Annotated in this window: 14 protein-coding genes; 7 read left to right on the top strand and 7 right to left on the bottom strand. The window is 70.7% G+C overall.

Annotated elements, in window-relative coordinates; translation table 11 throughout:
* Positions 1-15 precede the first annotated feature (15 nt).
* On the top strand, positions 16-576 hold the full coding sequence (locus ACYVGN_RS04020) for a TetR/AcrR family transcriptional regulator (RefSeq protein ID WP_460788920.1): 561 nt from the start codon (positions 16-18) through the stop codon (positions 574-576).
* Positions 577-598: 22 nt separating this feature from the next.
* On the opposite strand, the gene lipA is transcribed toward ACYVGN_RS04020, so the two are convergent.
* Positions 599-1,591 carry a lipoyl synthase gene (gene lipA, locus ACYVGN_RS04015; protein ID WP_460788918.1) on the bottom strand — a complete coding sequence of 331 codons (993 nt, stop codon included), beginning with the start codon at positions 1,589-1,591 and terminating at the stop codon, positions 599-601.
* Positions 1,588-2,253 (bottom strand): lipoyl(octanoyl) transferase LipB, encoded by a 666-nt coding sequence (gene lipB / locus ACYVGN_RS04010; RefSeq protein WP_055991087.1) that lies wholly within the window; start codon positions 2,251-2,253, stop codon positions 1,588-1,590. Before lipB ends, lipA begins: the two co-directional genes overlap by 4 nt.
* A 119-nt stretch (positions 2,254-2,372) precedes the next feature.
* Between lipB and ffh the strand changes: the two genes are divergently transcribed.
* On the top strand, positions 2,373-3,920 hold the full coding sequence (gene ffh / locus ACYVGN_RS04005) for a signal recognition particle protein (RefSeq protein ID WP_134745193.1): 1,548 nt from the start codon (positions 2,373-2,375) through the stop codon (positions 3,918-3,920).
* A 57-nt stretch (positions 3,921-3,977) separates the two neighbouring features.
* Here the strand turns inward: ffh and glpK are convergent, their stop codons facing one another.
* The 3 genes from glpK to ACYVGN_RS03990 all read right to left on the bottom strand — a co-directional run bounded on the left by glpK (position 3,978) and on the right by ACYVGN_RS03990 (position 8,058).
* On the bottom strand, positions 3,978-5,492 hold the full coding sequence (gene glpK / locus ACYVGN_RS04000; protein WP_055991093.1) for a glycerol kinase GlpK: 1,515 nt from the start codon (positions 5,490-5,492) through the stop codon (positions 3,978-3,980).
* A 26-nt stretch (positions 5,493-5,518) separates the two neighbouring features.
* A complete protein-coding gene (locus tag ACYVGN_RS03995) occupies positions 5,519-6,268 on the bottom strand; it encodes an MIP/aquaporin family protein (RefSeq protein ID WP_134745192.1) in 750 nt (249 codons plus the stop codon).
* Positions 6,269-6,351: 83 nt separating this feature from the next.
* Positions 6,352-8,058 (bottom strand): glycerol-3-phosphate dehydrogenase/oxidase, encoded by a 1,707-nt coding sequence (locus ACYVGN_RS03990; protein WP_460788916.1) that lies wholly within the window; start codon positions 8,056-8,058, stop codon positions 6,352-6,354.
* A gap of 113 nt (positions 8,059-8,171) precedes the next feature.
* Here ACYVGN_RS03990 and ACYVGN_RS03985 point away from each other — a divergent pair, with 113 nt between their 5' ends.
* Complete coding sequence (locus tag ACYVGN_RS03985; protein WP_460788914.1) at positions 8,172-9,161, top strand: sugar-binding transcriptional regulator; 990 nt, start codon at positions 8,172-8,174, stop codon at positions 9,159-9,161.
* Positions 9,162-9,170: 9 nt separating this feature from the next.
* Here ACYVGN_RS03985 and ACYVGN_RS03980 read toward each other — a convergent pair whose 3' ends face one another.
* Positions 9,171-10,352, bottom strand: coding sequence for a glutamate--cysteine ligase (locus ACYVGN_RS03980; RefSeq protein WP_460788912.1), 1,182 nt, complete (start codon positions 10,350-10,352; stop codon positions 9,171-9,173).
* A 195-nt stretch (positions 10,353-10,547) separates the two neighbouring features.
* Here ACYVGN_RS03980 and rpsP point away from each other — a divergent pair, with 195 nt between their 5' ends.
* Genes rpsP through trmD form a run of 4 tightly spaced genes read left to right on the top strand, consistent with a single transcriptional unit; the run spans position 10,548 to position 12,472 of the window.
* Positions 10,548-10,964 (top strand): 30S ribosomal protein S16, encoded by a 417-nt coding sequence (rpsP, locus tag ACYVGN_RS03975; protein WP_460788910.1) that lies wholly within the window; start codon positions 10,548-10,550, stop codon positions 10,962-10,964.
* Between the two features lie 2 nt (positions 10,965-10,966).
* The gene (locus ACYVGN_RS03970) at positions 10,967-11,197 is read left to right on the top strand and encodes an RNA-binding protein (protein ID WP_055991111.1); all 231 of its coding nucleotides are present in this window, start codon (positions 10,967-10,969) and stop codon (positions 11,195-11,197) included.
* 2 nt (positions 11,198-11,199) lie between these two features.
* The gene (gene rimM, locus ACYVGN_RS03965) at positions 11,200-11,787 is read left to right on the top strand and encodes a ribosome maturation factor RimM (RefSeq protein WP_460788907.1); all 588 of its coding nucleotides are present in this window, start codon (positions 11,200-11,202) and stop codon (positions 11,785-11,787) included.
* Positions 11,788-11,791: 4 nt separating this feature from the next.
* Positions 11,792-12,472 (top strand): tRNA (guanosine(37)-N1)-methyltransferase TrmD, encoded by a 681-nt coding sequence (gene trmD / locus ACYVGN_RS03960; protein WP_460788905.1) that lies wholly within the window; start codon positions 11,792-11,794, stop codon positions 12,470-12,472.
* A 2-nt stretch (positions 12,473-12,474) separates the two neighbouring features.
* Here trmD and ACYVGN_RS03955 read toward each other — a convergent pair whose 3' ends face one another.
* On the bottom strand, positions 12,475-13,785 hold the full coding sequence (locus ACYVGN_RS03955; protein ID WP_460788903.1) for an HNH endonuclease signature motif containing protein: 1,311 nt from the start codon (positions 13,783-13,785) through the stop codon (positions 12,475-12,477).
* Positions 13,786-13,802: the final 17 nt, after the last annotated feature.

Here is a 13,802-nt window from a genome sequence, read left to right as displayed (position 1 = left end):
CCTACGCTGGAAGCCATGAGCACCTCGCGCGCCGGCCGCCCCAAGGCGTCCTCGCGCGAGACGCTCGCCGAGGCCGCGAGCGAGCTGTTCCTCGAGAAGGGCTACGACGCCACGTCGATCGCCGACATCGCCGCGCGTGCGGGCGTGAGCCGGTCGAGCTTCTTCAACTACGTCGATTCCAAGGGCGCGCTGCTGTGGGGCGGGCTGGACGAGCGGCTCGACGCGCTCGAATCCGATCTCGACGAGCACGGGGTGCGCGACGCGGTGCGCCGGGTGGCCGTGGGTCTCGCGCCCGACGCGCTGGCGCTCGCGTTCGCGAACGCCGAGGCGATGGGGCTCGTCGCCGAGCTGGAGCGCGAGGCCGCGCTGCGGCGCGCCCGCATCGGCCGGGCCGTGTCCCGCGCGCTGCGGCGCCGGGGGCTCGATCCGCTCGCGGCCGACGTCGCGGGCGCCGCGTACGGCGGCGCCGTGCTCGCGGCCGTGGAGCGCTGGGCCCTCGCGGGCCCGGGGCGCAGCGATCTCGAGGCCACGCTCGCCGCCGCCCTCGCGGCGATCGCGAGCATCCCGGTCGACTGAGCGCGGCCCCTCGTGAGAGGGATCAGACCGCCTGCAGGAAGCCGCCGTCGACGTCCGCGGCGATGTGCGCCAGGTGCGGCGGGATCTCGCGGCCCTTCGACAGCATCGACTGCGCCCACAGGCGCCCGGCGCGGTACGACGAGCGCACGAGCGGGCCGGCGAGCACGCCGAGGAACCCGATGCGCTCGGCCTCGGCCTTGAACTCGATGAACTCCTGCGGCTTGACGTAGCGCGCGACCGGCAGGTGGCGGGGCGTCGGACGCAGGTACTGCGTGATCGTGATGATGTCGCACCCTGCGTCGTGCAGATCCTGCAGCGCCTCGATGACCTCCTCCGGCTCCTCGCCCATGCCGAGGATGAGGTTCGACTTCGTGATGAGCCCGGCGCGGTGCGCCTGCGTGATCACGTCGAGCGAGCGCTCGTAGCGGAAGGCGGGGCGGATGCGCTTGAAGATCCGCGGCACGGTCTCGACGTTGTGCGCGAACACCTCGGGACGCGCCTCGAAGATCTGGCCCAGGAACGCCGGGTCGGCATTGTGCTCGTTCGCCAGCAGCTCGACACCCGTGTTCGGGTTCAGCTCGTGGATCTTCCGCACGGTCTCGGCGTTCAGCCAGGCGCCCGTGTCGTGCAGGTCGTCGCGCGCGACGCTCGTGACGGTCGCGTAGCGCAGGCCCATGCGCTGCACGCTCTCGGCCACGCGACGCGGCTCGTCCGTGTCGTAGTCCGCGGGCTTGCCCGTGTCGATCTGGCAGAAGTCGCATCGGCGCGTGCACTGCGAACCGCCGATGAGGAAGGTCGCCTCCTTGTCCTCCCAGCACTCGTAGATGTTGGGGCAGCCGGCCTCCTGGCAGACCGTGTGCAGGTCCTCGCCCTTCACGAGCGACTTCAGCGCCGTGTACTCCGGGCCCATCTTGGCCTTGGTCTTGATCCACTCGGGCTTGCGCTCGATCGGGGTCTGCGCGTTGCGCACCTCGAGGCGCAGCAGCTTGCGGCCCTCTGGCACGGCGGCGCTCACGCGGCGACCTCCGCCCCGGTCGCGGCCGCGGCGCGGGCGAACTCCGCCACGAAGGCGGCCGACACGACGTCGACGACGTCGCGCGGCGCGATCCTCTCGCCGCGCACCTCGCTCACCGACGTGACGCCGGCGTCCGCGATGCCGCACGGCACGATGCCGTCGAACCCGTCGAATGCGTTGTCGCAGTTGAGCGCGAAGCCGTGCATCGTGACGCCGGCCTGCACGCGCACGCCGATGGCTGCGATCTTGGCGGGGGAGCCGATCACCGGCTGCACCCACACGCCGCTGCGCCCGTCGACCTGCATGCCCTTCACTCCGAGCTCGGAGAGCGCCGCGATCAGCGCGCGCTCGAGTCGGCGGACGTGGCCGACGGTGTCCTTCGAGTCGCGCAGCCTCACGATCGGATAGCCGACCAGCTGACCCGGGCCGTGCCACGTGATGCGCCCGCCGCGGTCCACCTTCACGACCGGGGTGCCGTCCTTCGGCATGTCCTCCGGCTGCGTGCGCACGCCCGCCGTGTACACGGCCTCGTGCTCGAGCAGCAGCAGCGTGTCGGGCCGCGCGCCCGAGAGCACGTCGGCGTGGACGCTGCGCTGCAGGTCCCAGCCCTCCAGATAGGGCACGTAGGCCGGTGCGAGGCCGACCTGGACGACGTCGAGCATCGGAAGTCCTCCCTGAGGCTCGTGGCCTCGGATAGTTGGATCGCGTCCAACAATACCCCCGGGGGTCCGAGGCGGCGTCGAGGGCGGGCGGGGTCCGCGCCGGTAGAATCTTCAGCATCATGGCTACCTTCGGCACGCTCTCCGACCGGCTCACAGAGACCTTCCGCAACCTCCGCACGAAGGGCAAGCTCTCGCCGGCCGACGTCGACGGCACCGTCCGCGAGATCCGGCGCGCGCTGCTCGACGCGGACGTCGCGCTCACGGTCGTCAAGGACTTCACCGCCAAGGTGCGCGAGCGCGCGCTGGGCGACGAGGTCAACAAGGCCCTCAACCCGGCCCAGCAGGTCGTGCAGATCGTCAACGAGGAGCTGGTCGGCATCCTGGGCGGGCAGCAGCGCCGCCTCCAGTTCGCCAAGACCCCGCCGACCGTCATCATGCTCGCCGGTCTGCAGGGTTCCGGTAAGACGACGTTCGCCGGCAAGCTCGCGCGCATGCTCGAGAAGGACGGGCACACCCCGCTCCTGGTCGCCGCGGACCTGCAGCGCCCCAACGCCGTGAACCAGCTGCAGGTGGTCGCGGAGCGCGCCGGTGCCGCGATCTACGCCCCCGAGCCGGGCAACGGCGTCGGCGACCCCGTGCGGGTCGCGCGCGACGGCGTCGAGTACGCCAAGCAGAAGCTGCACGACGTCGTCATCATCGACACCGCCGGCCGCCTCGGCGTCGACGCCGAGCTCATGAAGCAGGCCGCCGACATCCGCCGGGTGACGAACCCCGACGAGGTGCTGTTCGTCATCGACGCGATGATCGGTCAGGACGCCGTGAACACGGCCAAGGCCTTCCAGGAGGGCGTCGACTTCACGGGCGTCGTGCTGTCGAAGCTCGACGGCGACGCGCGCGGCGGCGCCGCGCTGTCGGTCGCATCGGTCACGGGCCGCCCGATCATCTTCGCCTCCACGGGCGAGGGACTCGAGGACGTCGAGCCGTTCCACCCGGACCGCATGGCGAGCCGCATCCTCGACCTGGGCGACATCCTGACCCTGATCGAGCAGGCGCAGCAGGCCTTCGACGAGGAGCAGGCGGCGAAGGTCGCCGAGAAGTTCGCGAAGGACCAGTTCACGCTGGACGACTTCCTCGAGCAGATGCAGCAGCTGAAGAAGATGGGCTCGATGAAGAAGATGCTCGGCATGCTGCCGGGCATGGGCCAGATGAAGCAGCAGCTCGACGACTTCGACGAGCGCGAGATCGACCGCACCGAGGCGATCATCCGCTCGATGACGCCGGCGGAGCGCCAGAACACCAAGATCCTCAACGGCTCGCGCCGCGCCCGCATCGCGCGCGGATCGGGCATGACCGTGACGGATGTCAACCAGCTCGTCAACCGCTTCGAGCAGGCGTCCAAGATGATGAAGACCGTCGCGCGCGGCGGCATGCCGAACATCCCCGGCATGGGCCCCGTGCCCGGCATGGGCCGCCCCGGCGGCTCGTCGAAGCGCGGCAAGCAGGCCAAGAAGGGCGGCTCGCGCTCGGGCAACCCGGCCAAGCGCGCGGCCGAGAACGCCGGCCTCGCGGCGCAGCAGCCCACCGGCTCGGGCTTCGGCCTGGGCGGCGCCCCCAAGCCGAGCGAGGCGGATCTCGCGGAGATCCAGAAGCTGTTCGGTCGCGGCTGACACGCCGAACGGCCCCGGGGATGGATCCCCGGGGCCGTTCGTCCCCCTCCCCGCGGGTCAGCGCACGTCGTCGTCGACCCAGTCCATGGCCTTCGTGACGGCCTTGCGCCACAGGCGCAGCTGGCGGTCGCGCTCGGCGGCCTCCATCGACGGCTCCCAGCGCTTGTCCTCCTGCCAGTTGGCGCGGAGGTCGTCGAGGCCCGCCCAGAAGCCGACCGCGAGCCCGGCGGCGTAGGCCGCGCCGAGCGCCGTCGTCTCCGCCACCACGGGGCGCACCACCGGCACGCCCAGCACGTCGGCCTGGAACTGCATCAGCGCGTCGTTGGCGACCATGCCGCCGTCGACCTTGAGCTCGGTCAGGTCGACGCCCGCGTCGGCGTTGACCGCGTCGAGCACGTCGCGCGTCTGGTACGCGACGGCCTCGAGCGCCGCCCGGGCGATGTGGCCCTTGTTCGCGTAGCGGGTGAGGCCCACGATCGCGCCGCGCGCCTCCGGGCGCCAGTACGGGGCGAACAGGCCCGAGAACGCCGGCACGATGTACACGCCGCCGTTGTCCTCGACCGACTTGGCGAGCTCCTCGACCTCCGGGGCCGATCCGATCAGCCCGAGCTGGTCGCGCAGCCACTGGATGAGCGATCCCGTGACGGCGATCGACCCCTCCAGCGCGTAGTGCGTAGGCTGGTCGCCGAGCTTGTAGCCGACTGTCGTGAGCAGCCCGTTCTTCGAGTGGACGATCTCCTCGCCCGTGTTGAAGATCAGGAAGCAGCCCGTGCCGTAGGTGTTCTTGCTCTCGCCGGTGTCGAACGCCGCCTGGCCGAAGGTCGCGGCCTGCTGGTCGCCCAGGATGCCCGCGATGGGCGTCTCGCGCAGCAGCGACGAGCTCTCGGCCGTGCCGTACACCTCGGACGAGGAGCGGATCTCGGGCATCATCGAGCGCGGCACGCCGAACACCTCGAGGATGTCGTCGCGCCACTCGAGCGTCTCGAGGTCCATGAACAGCGTGCGCGACGCGTTCGTGACGTCCGTGGCGTGCACGCCGCCGTCGACGCCGCCCGTGAGGTTCCACAGCACCCAGCAGTCGGTCGTGCCGAACATCAGCTGGCCGGCCTCGGCCTTCTCGCGCGCACCCTCGACGTTCTCGAGGATCCACGCGATCTTGGTGCCGGAGAAGTACGTCGCGAGCGGCAGGCCCACGATGTCCTTGAAGCGGTCGCCTCCGCCGTCCGCCGCGAGGCGGTCGACGATGCCCTGCGTGCGCGTGTCCTGCCAGACGATCGCGTTGTACACCGGCTTGCCGGTGGTGCGGTCCCACACCACCGCGGTCTCGCGCTGGTTGGTGATGCCGACCGCGGCGATGTCGTGGCGGGTCAGATCGGCCTTCGCGAGCGCGACGCCGATCACCTCCTGCACGTTGCGCCAGATCTCCAGCGGGTCGTGCTCGACCCAGCCGGGCTGGGGCAGGATCTGCTCGTGCTCCTTCTGCCCGACCGAGACGATCGAGCCCTTCTTGTCGAAGACGATGGCGCGACTCGACGTCGTGCCCTGGTCGATCGCGATGATGTAGTCAGCCATGGGATTCTCCTTCGAATGGGCGGCGTTCAGCCGAGGCTGAGCAGGGGGCGGGCGAGCGCGGCGAGCGCGCCGCCGATGAGCGGGCCGACGACCGGCACCCACGAGTAGCCCCAGTCGCTGGAGCCCTTGCCCTTGATGGGCAGGAGGGCGTGGGCGATGCGCGGGCCGAGGTCGCGGGCCGGGTTGATGGCGTAGCCGGTCGGGCCGCCGAGCGACGCGCCGATGCCCACCACGAGCAGGGCGACGGGCAGGGCGGTCAGCGGACCGAGGCCGCCGGGGGTCCCGACCTCGACGTCGCCCCACTGGGCGAACGCGAAGATCACGAACACGAGCACGAACGTGCCGATGATCTCGGTGATCAGGTTGTGGCCGTACGAGCGGATGGCGGGGCCGGTGGAGAAGACGCCGAGCTTGGCGCCCGGGTCGGCCTCCTCGTCGAAGTGCTGCCGGTAGGCGGCCCACGCGAGGACCGCGCCCAGGAACGCGCCGACGAGCTCGCCGGCGGTGGCGATCAGGAACATCGGGAAGGTGATGTTCCCCGCGATCAGCAGGCCGATGCCGACGGCGGGGTTGAGGATCGAGCCGGAGTACACCGAGACGAGGACGCCCGCGAACACCGCGAGACCCCAGCCCCAGTTGATCATCAGGAAGCCGCCGCCGAAGCCCTTCGCCTTCACGAGGATCGCGTTGGCCACGACGCCCGCGCCGAGAAGGATCAGCATGCCTGTGCCGATCACCTCCGACAGGAAGTACAGCCCGAGATTCACTTCATCCATGTCTTCTTCGACCTTTCGGATTCATCACGCGGCTCCTCTGCCGCGTGAAGGGGGACACCCGGGGATCCGCCCCGGTGCGGGGTTCAGGGCAGCGTCACGCCGTGGCGCGTCGTGAGCAGCTGTCGGGTCTGGTGCACCTCGTCGTCGCGGCGCGCGTCGCTCCAGCCGAGGAGCGGGGCCAGCGCATCCGCGATCTCGTCGAGCACGGCTGCGTCCGCGTCGCCCGTGAAGGCGAGCGACGTGCGGCGCAGCACCACGTCGGCGAGGTGGACGACGTGCTCGCGCGCGACCATCCAGTCGAGCTCACCCGTCGAGAGGCGGCCGCCGGCGAGGAGGCGGTCGTCCTGCTCCTGGATGTGCGCCCAGACGGCCGCCGCGCGGGTGCCGTACCGCTCGAACAGGGTCGCGGCGCGGTCGCCCGCGCCGTCCAGGTGCAGGCGGAACCACGCCTCGCGGTCCGAGGTGGTGCGCGGGAAGTCGCGCCCGCCGCCGATCGTGCGCCCGGCGGTGCTGACGCGGCGTTCGCGGCCGAGCAGCTCGAGGACCTTGCCGGACAGCGCCTCGCCGAGCGCGCGGAAGGTCGTCCACTTGCCGCCGACCAGGCTCACGAGCGGGGCCCGCCCGGAGGAGCGCTCCACCTCGATCCGGTAGTCGCGCGACACGAATCCGGGCGCGGTGTCCTCGTGGCGCGGCAGCGGGCGGATGCCCGAGAAGCGGTACACGATCTGGCCGCGGTCGACCGCGATCGACGGGAAGACGTGGTGGATGAGGTCGAAGAAGTAGTCGACCTCGGCCTCCGTGCACACCGCGGGCTCGCGCGGGTCGGCGTCGATGTCGGTGGTGCCGACGAGCACGCGGCCCTTGAGGGGGTAGATCAGCACGATGCGGCCGTCGGAGTGCTCGAAGAAGATCTCGCGGCCGCCTGTCGCCTTGAGCAGCTCGGGGTGGTCGAGCACGATATGGGAGCCCTTCGTGCCGCCCATGAACGCGGTGCCCGTGCCGAGCGCCTCGTTCGTGAGGTCGGTCCACGGGCCGGAGGCGTTCACGACGACGTCGGCCGCGACCGGGAACTCGGCGCCGGTCTCGCGATCACGCAGCAGCACGCCGCGCTCGTCCCGGCCGATCGCCTCGACGTAGTTCAGGGCGCGTGCGCCGCCGGTCGCGGTCGCGGGGTGGGCCTCGAGGCCGTCGATCAGGACGTCGAGCGCGAGTCGCTCGGGGTCGTGCATCGACGCGTCGAAGTAGGTGGCCGTGTACTTGATCTTCGGATCCAGCATGGGCAGCTCCTCGAGCGAGCGGCGCCGGCCGTGGAACCGGTGGCGCGGCACCGTGCCGCCCGCGCGGGAGAACGTGTCGTAGATCGTCAGGCCGATCTTGATCAGGAACGCGCCGCGCTCGGTCGGCTTGCCCTGCCGGTGGGTCAGGAAGCGCAGGGGAGCGGAGAGGACGCCCTTGAACGTCGAGTAGATCGGGATCGTCGTCTGCAGCGGCTTGACGTAGTGGGGCGCGATCTTCAGCAGGCCGTTGCGCTCCTGCACCGACTCCTTGACGAGGCGGAACTCGCCGTTCTCCAGGTAGCGGATGCCGCCGTGGATCATGTGGCTCGACGCGGCCGAGGCGCCGGACGCGAAGTCCCCGCGCTCGACGAGGAGGACGTCGACTCCCTGCAGGGCGAGGTCGCGGAACGTCGAGATGCCGTTGATGCCGCCGCCGATGATGAGGACCGTGGCCCGCCCCGTCTCTCGCACGGCGGCGACCTCGGGGCGCTCCTGCGTATCGGGCTGGTTCATCGTCGACCTCGTTCCTCTCGACTGCCTCTGTCGATGGGAGCCAGCATCCGCCCCCGGCGCACATCCGCGCAATTCGAGTGCACAAACGTGCACGCGGGTGCAGAATGGGGCTCATGGTGGACCAGATCGAGGCGGTGCCGCGCACCCCGCCGACCGACCGGCGGGCCCTCGCAGCGCACAAGGCCGCGCAGCTCTACTACATGCAGGACATGACGATGGAGGCCATCGCCGCCGAGCTCGCGGTGTCGCGGTCATCCGTGTCCCGCCTGCTCAGTCACGCGCGCGACATCGGCATCGTCGACATCCGGATCACCTCGCCGCTCGAGGGCGGGGTGTCGCTCGAGCGCGAGCTGCGCTCGCGGTTCCGGGTCGCGGCGCACGTCGTGCCGATGCCGGCGAGCGTGAGCGAGATCGAGCGCCTGGAGCGCGTCGCGATCACGGCCGCGCGCCTGCTGACGCAGTTCGTGGACTCCAACATGACCGTGGGGATCGCGTGGGGATCCACGCTCAGTGCGATCAGCAGGAACCTGCCGGCCAAGGAGCTGCACGACGTGACGGTCGTGCAGCTCAACGGCGCGGGCAACGTGCAGACCACGGGCATCGAGTACGCCAGCGAGATCATGCAGCGCTTCGGCGCGGCGTTCGGGGCGCGCGTGCAGCAGTTCCCGGTGCCGGCGTTCTTCGACGATCCCGCGACGCGCGAGGCCATGTGGCGGGAGCGGAGCACCCGTCGCGTCCTCGAGATGCAGGCGCGGATGGATCTCGCGGTGTTCGGCGTCGGCTCTCCCGCGGCGGACGTGCCGAGCCGCGTGTACGCGGGCGGCTATCTCGACCGCGCGGACTACATGAGCCTGGCCGAGGACCGCGCGATCGGCGACGTCGCCACGGTGTTCTTCCGCGCCGACGGCTCGTGGCGCGACATCCGGCTCAACGCCCGCACCACGGGCCCGGGGTTGGACCGGTTGCGTCGCGTGCCGCGGCGCATCTGCATCGCCGCGGGCGTGCACAAGGCGGCCAGCCTGCGCGCCGCGATGGCGGCGGGGCTCGTCACCGACGTCGTGATGGACCAGGGCCTCGCGAGGGAGGTCGTGGAGCTCGGCTGACCGGGGCGCTCAGATGCCGAACGGCGCGGAGAGCGGGTCGATCCTGCTGCGGTCGCGCAGCGTCGGGCCGTTGCGGAACTCGCGCATGAGCATCTTCGCGACCTCCCGCAGGTCGCCGTCCGCGGCCTCCGCGACCGCGATCTGCCGCTGGTAGCTCGCGCCGCGCTCGAGGATACCGCGGATGCTGGTGAACTCCCGCGCGCATTTGAGCTCGACGGCGATCGGCTCGAGCCGCTCGAGCGTCTCGAGCAGGTGCTGCTGCACCGGCACCTGGGTGCCCTCGCGGTCGACGATCACCTCGGCGTCGAGCCCGTAGCGCGCGGCGCGCCACTTGTTCTCGCGCGTGAACCAGGGCTGGAGCGCGGGCAGCTCACGGCCCTCGTCGATGTCGCGAGAGAACGACTCGACGAGGGTCTGCACGAGGGCCGCGACGGCCGCCAGTTCCGGCAGGGTCGACATCCCGTCGCACGCGCGTACCTCGATCGTCCCCCAGTGCGGAGCGGGGCGGATGTCCCAGCGCACCTCGGTCGCGTCGGCCATCACGCCCGTGCGCGTCATGTCGTCGAGGTACGCCTCGTACTCCGACCAGGACCTGAGCTGCCACGGCAGGCCCGTCGTCGGCAGCTGCTGGAACACCAGCGCCCGGTTCGAGGCGTAGCCGGTGCGCTCGCCGGCCCAGAACGGGCTCGACGCCGACAGCGCCTGCAGGTGCGGGATGTAGCCGGTGAGGGCGTGGATGATCGGGAACACCTTGTTCACGTCCTCGACGCCCACGTGCACGTGGATGCCCCAGATCATCATGTTGCGACCCCACCACTGGGTGCGCTCGATCAGCGCGGCGTAGCGGTTCTTGTCGGTGACGGTCTGCCCGTACCACTTGGCGAAAGGGTGGCTCCCGGCGCACATCAGCTCGATGCCGCGCGGATCGGTCTGCGTGCGCACAGCGTGGATCGCGTCCGAGATGTCGTGGATCGCTGCCTCCACCGTGTCGCCGACGCCGCTCGTGACCTCGACCGTGTTGGTCAGCAGCTCGGCCGTGACCGTGTGGCGCTCGAGCGCGGTCAGCTCCTCGAGGGCCGGCATGATCTCCGGGGCTCGGCCGACCAGATCGCCGGTCTCGCCGTCGGCCAGCATGAGCTCCCACTCGATGCCGACGGTGGAGCGGGCGGAGGGCGCGAACGCGATCGTCATTCGCCCAGTGTCCTGGCCCGGCACGCCAGGGGCAACTTGTACGCGGGGCCCCGCGTCATCTGGCAGAATGGAGGGTCGGACCGGGTGCTCGACCCTCTATCCAGCGCCCAGAGTCCTCCTCTTGAGCTTCCGCCGGTGTGCACCCCACTACCTGGCGACTGGTTCGTCTCGCTTTACACACCACACAGGAGAATCGTGGCTGTCAAGATCCGTCTGAAGCGCCTGGGCAAGATCCGTGCGCCGTACTACCGCATCGTCGTGGCCGACTCGCGCACCAAGCGCGACGGTCGTGTGATCGAGGAGATCGGCAAGTACCACCCGACCGAGGAGCCCTCGTTCATCGAGGTCGACTCGGAGCGTGCGCAGTACTGGCTGTCGGTCGGCGCCCAGCCGACCGAGCAGGTGCGCGCCATCCTCAAGATCACGGGCGACTGGGGCACCTTCAAGGGTGAGAAGGATGCGAAGAGCACCCTGAAGACCCGCGAGGAGAAGGCCGGCTACGTGGCCGACTCGTCGAAGAAGTCGGTCGTCAAGCCCAAGGTCGAGAAGAAGGCCGAGGAGCCCGCCGAGGCTCCGGCCGCCGAGGCCGCCGAGGCCGAGGCCGCAGAGTAATCGTGCTGGCCGCCGCGCTCGAGCACCTCGTCAAGGGGATCGTGGATCACCCCGACGACGTGCGCATCGACTCGTCCACCTCGCCTCGCGGGGACGTGCTGGAAGTGCACGTCCACGCGGACGACCGTGGGCGCGTCATCGGGCGCGGCGGCCGTACCGCGAAGGCCATCCGCACGCTCGTGTCGGCCCTGGCGGACGGTCGTCGCGTGCGCGTCGACGTCGCGGACGACTGATCGTGGCCGCAGGAAAGCCCGCCAAGAACCAGCTTCGCGTCGGCCGCCTCGTCAAGGCCCACGGCCTCAAGGGCGCGCTCAAGCTGGAGCTGTACACCGACGACCCCGACGGCCGGTTCACGCCCGGGGCGACGTTCACCCTGCAGGTGCCTGAGCACTCGCAGTGGCACGGCAAGACCATCACCGTGCGGGAGTTCCGCTGGATGAACCAGCACCCCGTCGTCTTCTTCGAGGGCGTCGACGACCGCAACGCGGCCGACACCCTCGTGCGCGCCATCCTGTGGATCGACCAGGATGAGGACGCGCCCGCCGAGCCCGACGCCTGGTACGACCACCAGCTGGTGGGTCTGGACGTCGTGCGCGACGGCGTCGTCGTCGGAAAGGTCGCGCGGGTCGACCACTTCCCGGCGCAGGACCTGCTCGTGGTCCGCGCCGGCGAGGACGAGGTGCTCGTGCCGTTCGTCTCGGCCATCGTGCCCGAGGTCGACATCGAGGGCGGCCGCGTCGTCGTGACGCCGCCCGCCGGTCTGTTCGAGGAGCTGCCCGAGCCCGAGACGCCCGAGGCGGAGACGCCCGCGTTCGAGGACTGACCCGATGCGCATCGACATCGTCACGATCTTCCCGGCGTTCTTCGATGTGCTCGACGTCTCGCTGATCGGAAAGGCCCGCGAGAAGGGCCTGCTCGACCTGCGCGTGCACGACCTGCGCGACTGGACCCACGACCGCCACCGCACGGTCGACGACACGCCCTACGGCGGCGGCGCCGGCATGGTCATGAAGCCGGAGCCCTGGGGTGAGGCGCTCGACGAGATCCTCCAGGACGACGCCGTGCTGGTGGTTCCGACGCCCTCGGGCGAGGTCTTCTCGCAGCCGATGGCGCGTGAGCTGGCGCAGGAGTCGCAGCTCGTTTTCGCGTGCGGCCGGTACGAGGGCATCGATCAGCGCGTGATCGACCACTACGCGTCGCGGGGCCGCGTGCGCCTCGTGAGCATCGGCGACTACGTGCTCAACGGCGGCGAGGTCGCCGCCATGGCGATGATCGAGGCCGTCACGCGGCTCGTGCCGGGCTTCATGGGAAACCCCGAGAGTCTGCTCGAGGAGTCTCACGAGGACGGCCTTCTCGAATACCCGATCTTCACCAAGCCCGCCGTCTGGCGCGGGCTGGAGGTGCCGCCCGTGCTGCTCAGCGGCAACCACGGCGCGGTCGCCGCCTGGCGCCGCGAACAGAGCCTCGAGCGCACCCGCGAGCGTCGCCCCGACCTGCTGACTGACTGACGTCAGAAGGGCGGCGGGTCGCTCCCGAAGTCGGCGCGCGCGATCTCCGCGGACGCTTCGAACCGGACGACCGGGGTGGGTTTGTGCTTGTAGGCCCTGCCGGTGGGACTGATGACCTCCATCACCCCGCCGGGCCCGTGGCGGAAGTCCCAGTTCGAGTTGTGTTTCAGGACGTGGTGGGCGCGGCACAGGTTTGCGAGGTTGCGGACGTCCGTGACCCCGCCTTCCGAATACGGGATGGTGTGGTCGTCCTCGCACCGGATCGCGGGTTGCCGGCATCCGGGGAAGCGGCAGTGCTCGTCCCGGGCGACCAGGAAGCGGCGCTGCGCTTTCGTGGGCGTGTACGTGTCGACCGTCTTCAGGCACCCGGTGTCGGGGTCGGTGAACAGGCGCGTCCACTTGGCGGCCTCCCCGGCCAGGCGGCGGGCCGCGTCGGCGGGAATGGGTCCGTAGCCGGCGATGAACGCGGACTCGTCGCCGACGCCGGTCAGTGACTGCCACGGAACCGTGACCTGAACGGTGGCGGTGATCTTCGTCAGGGCGTCGCCGCCGTGCTGGTCGATCAGCTCGGCGGTGGGGAGGCCGGCGAGGGTGATCTCGGCGAACACGTCCGCCCGGATCTGATCCAACGTCCGCTCGTCGCCCTCGCCCTTGGTGCGGTTGATCGTGCGGGCCATCTGGGTGGCCCGGTCGTGCATCGCGTACACAGTGACCGCCGGGCCGATGTACGTGAGCTCGCCCATCCCGTCCGGCAGCGGTGCCACGCTCACGGAGCGGTCGGCCATCGCCTCCTCGTGACGCTCCTCCAGCGGCAGCGGCTCGATGTCGTCCGCGAGCTTCCGCGCCAGCGAGCCCAGCTGCCCCGCGGTGAGCTTCTCCGCTCGCGGCAGGATGATCCGCTCGAACTCCGCCCGGGCGTCGTCATCCTCGAGGCGACTGCCGGCGTCGACGATCGCGCGGACATGGGCCTCGCTGATCCGGCCCTCCTCGAACAGGGCGAACGTGGCCGGGAACCCGTCCACCAGGTCGACCGACCACTCCATCCGGGCCCGGATCGTGCGGTCCGACGTCCGCCCGGCGACCGCGAACTCGGCGGCCATGGACCTCAGCGGGTGCTCGAACTCCGAACCCGTCCCACCCCGGCGGGTCTGGGCCTCGGCGATCGCGCGACCCTCGGCGAGGATCCACGCCTGCCGGGCCTTCGCCTGGGCGATGATCACCTGCTGCTCCAGGTAATCGTCGACGAGCTCCGACATGCGGGCACGTTCGCCCGCGGTGGGAACCCACCGGGTCGAAGTCGCCTGTGCCGTCATGGCCCGATTCTCCTCCG

It is taken from the genome of Microbacterium lacusdiani (genome assembly GCF_054779895.1).
This window is presented reverse-complemented; position numbering and strand designations above follow the sequence as displayed.

Excerpts from the sequence above, each read along its gene's own strand:
- ffh (WP_134745193.1), top strand. The coding sequence starts at position 2,373 with ATGGCTACCTTCGGCACGCTCTCCGACCGGCTCACAGAGACCTTCCGC.
- lipB (WP_055991087.1), bottom strand. The coding sequence starts at position 2,253 with ATGCTCGACGTCGTCCAGGTCGGCCTCGCACCGGCCTACGTGCCCTAT.
- ACYVGN_RS03980 (WP_460788912.1), bottom strand. The coding sequence starts at position 10,352 with ATGACGATCGCGTTCGCGCCCTCCGCCCGCTCCACCGTCGGCATCGAG.
- ACYVGN_RS04020 (WP_460788920.1), top strand. The coding sequence starts at position 16 with ATGAGCACCTCGCGCGCCGGCCGCCCCAAGGCGTCCTCGCGCGAGACG.
- ACYVGN_RS03990 (WP_460788916.1), bottom strand. The coding sequence starts at position 8,058 with ATGAACCAGCCCGATACGCAGGAGCGCCCCGAGGTCGCCGCCGTGCGA.
- trmD (WP_460788905.1), top strand. The coding sequence starts at position 11,792 with ATGCGCATCGACATCGTCACGATCTTCCCGGCGTTCTTCGATGTGCTC.
- ACYVGN_RS03985 (WP_460788914.1), top strand. The coding sequence starts at position 8,172 with ATGGTGGACCAGATCGAGGCGGTGCCGCGCACCCCGCCGACCGACCGG.
- ACYVGN_RS03955 (WP_460788903.1), bottom strand. The coding sequence starts at position 13,785 with ATGACGGCACAGGCGACTTCGACCCGGTGGGTTCCCACCGCGGGCGAA.
- glpK (WP_055991093.1), bottom strand. The coding sequence starts at position 5,492 with ATGGCTGACTACATCATCGCGATCGACCAGGGCACGACGTCGAGTCGC.
- ACYVGN_RS03995 (WP_134745192.1), bottom strand. The coding sequence starts at position 6,268 with ATGGATGAAGTGAATCTCGGGCTGTACTTCCTGTCGGAGGTGATCGGC.